This is a genomic window from Pseudoalteromonas sp. BSi20495 (genome assembly GCF_000241185.1).
In the GTDB taxonomy this organism is placed as follows: domain Bacteria; phylum Pseudomonadota; class Gammaproteobacteria; order Enterobacterales; family Alteromonadaceae; genus Pseudoalteromonas; species Pseudoalteromonas fuliginea.
Window position 1 is genome coordinate 1 of sequence record NZ_BADY01000183.1, and the last position, 5,922, is coordinate 5,922.

Sequence of the window (5,922 nt, forward strand, 5' to 3'; positions counted from 1 at the left end):
CCTACGGGTTGGTGTATGTGTAGGTGAGGTTTCACACCTCGCTTTTGAAAAATTTAAGTTGTATCAGTGTGAAATCAACTAATACCTACTAAAATGTTAATTAATCAAATCGTTGTTGTTAACTCAGCAGCGATTTTTTATTATGTACGTATTACCTAGAACATAACAATAAATGGAATAAAAATGCTAAAAAATTACCCGTATTAATAGGATTGATGTTTAGTTCTCAGGTTCTAGCAAATGGTGTATCAGCTTATTTACCTTTAAAACAGAATCCTCAATTAGAGCACCTAGTTGAAAAGTTGCTAGTAGTTGGCGATAACGCCCATATGATGAGTAAACCTTATAAAACGTCTGAAGTATTAAGGGTATTAAAATCTATTGAGCATAGCTACCCAAGCTTATATCAAAAGTTATTTAATGAATTGGCTCTTTACAAGCAATCAGATGCAGTAACTTATGCTAAAGCAACGCTTGCTTATGGTAATGAATCTAAATCAATCCCTAACCAGCGCGGCCAAAAGGTTGATACGTATTTAAAGCTAGAGGCCGGTGGTTTTGCTAATTTTGGTAATCACTTTGGTGTAAGTGTTGCTGGTATTGCTAACGAGGATAACCTACTACCTACTCAAAGTTTTGTTTATTTTGGTAACGAATACGCGCAAGTTGACATAGGTTACCGTGAGCATTGGTACTCACCGTTTAACGATAGCGCAATGATTTTAAGTACCAATGCAAAAACACTCCCTTCAATAAGTATTAGTAATGTAAAACCCATTACCGATTTTGGTATACGCTACGACTTGTTTTATATGAAAATGAAAACAGACCCTGCTATTAACTCAGGTAAAGACCTTGGTAAAAAAGTACCAGGCAAACCTAATTTAGCAGCATATTTAAGTTTTCGCCTTTTTCTGGTTTAACTCTTGGCGTTAATCGTTTATTACAATTTGGTGATGGCGATCGTTCTGTTAGTGTAAAAAGTTTTACAGAAACGTTCTTTTTACCCGGTAATAATGACAATGTTAATAGTTAAGAGACTCAAAAGTTTGGACCTAATTATAAAGTGGGTGACCAACTAGCATCAGTGATCTTCGACTATAAAAGTGTACTTTTTACTGTGCCGTTTAGTTTTTACGGAGATATAGGAGCTGAAGATACTCAAGGAGGACGACGGAATAACGCTTATAATTTTGGTTTATATTTACCTTACTTAAACGAAAACCATAGCCTAAGACTTGAGAATAATCGATGGCAAGAAGGTTGGTATTACAGCCACCTTTACTCACTTGGTAACTCAATTGATGGCCAGGTTTTAGGTCACTGGGCGGGTAATGAACGTGGATTGAATCACCAGCCAGCTGCTGAAAGCCAGTCAATCAATTGGGTATGGAAATATAGCGCAGCAAGAAGTATTGATACCACTATTCGCCGTATTGAAAATGGTTTAGACCAGATTAGGAATAATGCAGGCATCTTGCCAGAGATCCCGTATACCATAGGCTTTGAGTTAGAAACACGTTATACCCAGCAGTTGCAAGATGGCTATTGGGGTTTAGAGTTATATACAGGCAAAACAGTGTTCGATGATAATTTTTTTAGGCTTAGTGCTTTTTATGGATGGTAAAAATAATCATGTAATTGATGATTCTATTTCGAGGCACTAATTTTTTGCGTTAAGCCTATTGTTTAATTTTATACTAAACTCTAAAAATAATTTTGATAGTTCTTAACTTGCGTTAGTTTTTTTTAGCGTATTTTGAAACATTCGTTTATTTATTGGCGCGAAGGGTTTATATGAAAATTACAGTAGTAGGTACGGGCTATGTTGGCCTTTCTAACGCTATGTTATTAGCGCAACATAATGAAGTGGTTGCGCTCGATATAGATGAGCAAAAAATAGCGCTTTTAAAGAAGAAGCAGTCGCCTATTGTTGATATTGAAATTAGTGATTTTTTAACACGTAATGACTTAAATTTTACAGTGACTACCGATAAAGTAGCCGCTTACAAAAATGCAGATTTTATAATTATTGCAACACCTACCGATTACGATGTCGAAAATAATTACTTTAATACAAGCTCAGTAGAAGCTGTGATTAAAGATGCAATGACGCACAATAAAACTGCTGTAATGATAATTAAGTCTACAGTGCCTGTAGGGTTTACTCATAGTATTAAAGATAAGTTAGGTGTTGGTAATTTAATATTTTCGCCTGAATTTTTGCGTGAAGGTAGAGCACTACACGATAATTTATATCCATCACGCATTGTAGTGGGTGAGCAAAGTGAGCGTGCAAGTGTGTTTGCTAACTTACTTAAGCAAGGCGCTATAAAAAAAGATATTGAAGTATTGTTTACTGACTCTACAGAAGCTGAAGCAATTAAATTATTTTCAAACACTTACTTAGCAATGCGCGTAGCTTACTTTAACGAGTTAGATAGCTACGCAGAAACACATGGTTTGAATAGTAAGCAAATTATACAAGGTGTTAGTTTAGACCCACGTATAGGTAACTATTATAATAACCCATCGTTTGGATATGGTGGTTACTGTTTACCAAAAGACACCAAACAACTTAGAGCAAATTATGCATCGGTTCCTAATAATATAATAGGTGCAATTGTTGATGCCAACACAACGCGAAAAGACTTTATTGCTGATTCAATCATTAAACGTAGCCCTAAAGTGGTTGGTGTTTACCGCTTAGTTATGAAAGCAGGGTCTGATAATTTTAGGGCTTCAGCCATTCAAGGCATTATGGAGCGCATTAAAGCCAAAGGTATTGAGGTTGTAGTTTACGAACCAGTATTACAAGAAAGTGAATTTTTTCATTCTCGAGTAATCAAAGATTTAAATGAATTTAAACGCATCTCTGATGTTGTTGTATCTAACCGCATGGTTAAAGAGCTTAGTGATATTACTGACAAAGTGTATACACGAGATTTGTTTGGTAGTGATTAAGCTAGGCCTGTTTATTTTTTGAGGCTGAATTTACTGCCTTTTGGGTTTGTCCTAAAGGTGGTTTACTCTTTGTTGCTCGGTTTTTACTTATTCTTATATAGATGTAAACCAGTAGTGTAACGCAGGAGCAGTTACCGAGACCACTAGGTTACAAACCTAGTGTCGCGATTTAATCACCTCTAGGTAGAATAAATTTTAATCTTGAAAGTTCAACAGACCTCTATATTTAAAATAAATAATCTGGAATCTAATTTTAACCCCGATTTTAGGTGAATTTTTAATTCATCATTTTTAGGAGCGATTTTTATCTCGCCCTTTAAATTAGTTCTTTTGTATTGGTTACATTAAAAATTGTTGTATAACTCGGCCTTTAAAGATGGTTTACATAAAACTGTCATAAATAGTTAATACTCTAAGCGCGCATTCACTATTGGAGCTAAGATTTATGCGCGTGTCATCTATTACCCGTTTACTGGCTATATTATTGGCTTTGGCGAGTATTTTATTAGGCTCTACCTTATTTTGGGCAAGCCAAACTTTACTTAAGTTAGAGCAGCAAAATACCGCATACAGCCAACTCAAAAATACTATTTTAGTTGATTTAGCCGGTTATTTAGGGCGTTACTTAGACCAAGGTGACAACCAATATTTAAATCAAGCCTCTACTTTAATTAACAACGTTAAAGTTAATCAATTATCTATATTGCCAAGTGAGTTAAGCACAACGCTTGAACAGCAATTAACGAACCTCAACAATGACATAAATGGCAAATACCGTGCACTTGGTAAGCTTTCGGGTAACGAAACCGCACTACTTGATAACGCGCTTAGGCAAATGGCAGGCTCAGCATCAACATTAATTAGCTATGCTAAAAAAGCACCGGAGCAAAATAACCATGTGCAAATGTATTACTCTCTGGCGAGTGATTATTACACTGAAGTAATTAATTTATCTTTATTTACCTATCAACTTATTGTTCAGTACGATAAAAACACAGAACAAAGCTTGCAACAAAGCATCGTAAATTTAAATAAATTAGCACAAGCTATTGAGCAGCTTCCTAATTTAGGTGTTATGAGTGCCGTTGACGAAGACGCTCTATTTATTGATGAAGAAGCTGAGGACCTTGGCGACGAAATAAAGTCAGAGCTTGTCAGTTGGCCTAATCGTTATCCGCGTGATTTAGCAAGTACTCTTGAGCAAACTCAGTTACGAGAAAATGGCTCTAATGCGTTACGCTCACAAATTAGTGCACTTTCAAATACGGTTATTAATGCAGAGCAGGCGCTAAAGGCGGAGCAAGATAATTTAAAGCAGCAAGTACTTTGGGTATTTTGTGTTGCAATAGGTACGTTGGTTATATTGGCTGCGAGCGTTTATTTTGTACAACGTAATCAAGTACTAAACCCGCTTAGGCAATTGCGAGATGGCTTTGCTTTTTTAATTGAAAGTAATGAGCTTAAGAGTATTGAAAGTAAAAATTCGAAAACTGAGATTGGTGAGATTGCGCAGTTTTTTAATCAACTCATCGATAGGCAGCGAACTGAAGCGCAAGAGCGGGCACAAATGCTAAAGGTGGTTAACAGCTTTATGCAGCAAATGAGCGAAAACTTATACACTATTAGTCAACAAGCATCGCTTAGCCATGGGCAAGTAGAGCAAAATCAAAACTTATTAAGCGATATTCAACGTATTGGTGAGCAGGTAAATGATATAAATGCACAGGTGGCCGATAACGCACAAAGTACATTTACTGCAATGGAGCAAAGCTTGGGCTTTTCAGCAAATATGTTAGATGCCAGCTCTGATACGCAAGTGCGTGTAGAGCAAGGAATGCAAAGCATACAAGAGTTACTAACAGGTGTTGATGGAGTGGGTAAAATTATTGAGGTTATTCGTAATATTGCCGATCAAACTAACCTTTTAGCCCTAAATGCAGCGATTGAATCAGCGCGTGCAGGAGAGCACGGACGTGGCTTTGCTGTGGTTGCTGATGAAGTAAGGCAGTTAGCGCGGCAAACACAAGGATCGCTTAGCGATATAAACGATCAACTAAGCTTGCTAACTGAAAACTCGCGAGTGGTGTCTACGCAAATATCAGCATTGGCCAACGGTGCACAGTCGCAAACACAAAATGCTCAAGAGCTAAAACTAAACTCCGAAGGGGTAGCCAGCAATGCTCAAAGTGCAAACAGCGTTGCTTTTGAGGCAATGGAACTGGCAAAGCAGCAGAGTAGCTTACTCGACAATTTTAGTAAATCAATGCAAAGCATGAAAGGGCAAGTGAGTGAATCAAGTTTACTTGTTGATGATATTCGTAATCAGCTACAGCAGCAAATGCAAACAATAAAAGGTAGCTTGGGCCTTAAAAAATAAACAAAGCTGTATGTTAGTCGCATTAAGCGATAAGCTAAAAATTCATTACGTTTCAATATTTTTTAAGGATTTATTATGATTGAACAAGGCCAAACGTTACCGGCTGTAACACTTACTCAATTAACTAACGACGGCATGCAAACATTGACGAACAGTGAGTTATTTGAAGGTAAAAAAGTTGTGCTGTTTGCTGTGCCAGGCGCGTTTACACCAACCTGTTCAAATGCTCATTTACCAGAATTCATTACCCTCGCTGATAAAATTAAAGCAAAAGGTATTGACGCTATTTACTGTGTATCAGTTAACGATGCATTTGTTATGAAAGCATGGGGCGATTCACAAAACGCACAAGAAATTGCCATGCTTGCCGATGGTGATGCAAGCTTTACTAAGGCATTAGGCCTTGATAAAGACACCGCTGGCTTTGGCGGTGTACGTTCTTCACGTTACGCAATGATTGTTGATAACTCGGTAGTAACCGGTTTGTTTGTAGAACAAGATAAAGAATTTGCAGTAAGCCGCGCAGAATACGTTTTAGAAAAGCTTTAAGCGCGAAGTAAATTCGCACCTACGGTTTGGCA

5 protein-coding genes are annotated in these 5,922 nt (G+C 37.2%); all 5 read left to right on the forward strand.

Features of this window, described 5'->3' with window-relative positions; translation table 11 throughout:
• The first annotated feature begins 215 nt into the window (after positions 1-215).
• The 5 genes from P20495_RS22655 (at position 216) to P20495_RS00610 (ending at position 5,890) form a co-directional block, all read left to right on the forward strand.
• Positions 216-923 (forward strand): capsule assembly Wzi family protein, encoded by a 708-nt coding sequence (locus P20495_RS22655; RefSeq protein ID WP_008139376.1) that lies wholly within the window; start codon positions 216-218, stop codon positions 921-923.
• Positions 924-1,066: 143 nt separating this feature from the next.
• The gene (locus P20495_RS22660) at positions 1,067-1,627 is read left to right on the forward strand and encodes a capsule assembly Wzi family protein (protein ID WP_008139377.1); all 561 of its coding nucleotides are present in this window, start codon (positions 1,067-1,069) and stop codon (positions 1,625-1,627) included.
• Positions 1,628-1,797: 170 nt separating this feature from the next.
• Positions 1,798-2,964, forward strand: a complete 1,167-nt coding sequence (locus P20495_RS00620; protein ID WP_008139379.1) for a nucleotide sugar dehydrogenase — start codon at positions 1,798-1,800, stop codon at positions 2,962-2,964.
• A 445-nt stretch (positions 2,965-3,409) separates the two neighbouring features.
• Entirely contained in the window at positions 3,410-5,341 is a 1,932-nt protein-coding gene (locus P20495_RS00615) for a methyl-accepting chemotaxis protein (protein WP_008139381.1), read from the forward strand.
• A gap of 75 nt (positions 5,342-5,416) precedes the next feature.
• Positions 5,417-5,890, forward strand: a complete 474-nt coding sequence (locus tag P20495_RS00610; protein WP_008139383.1) for a peroxiredoxin — start codon at positions 5,417-5,419, stop codon at positions 5,888-5,890.
• The last annotated feature ends 32 nt before the right edge of the window (positions 5,891-5,922 follow it).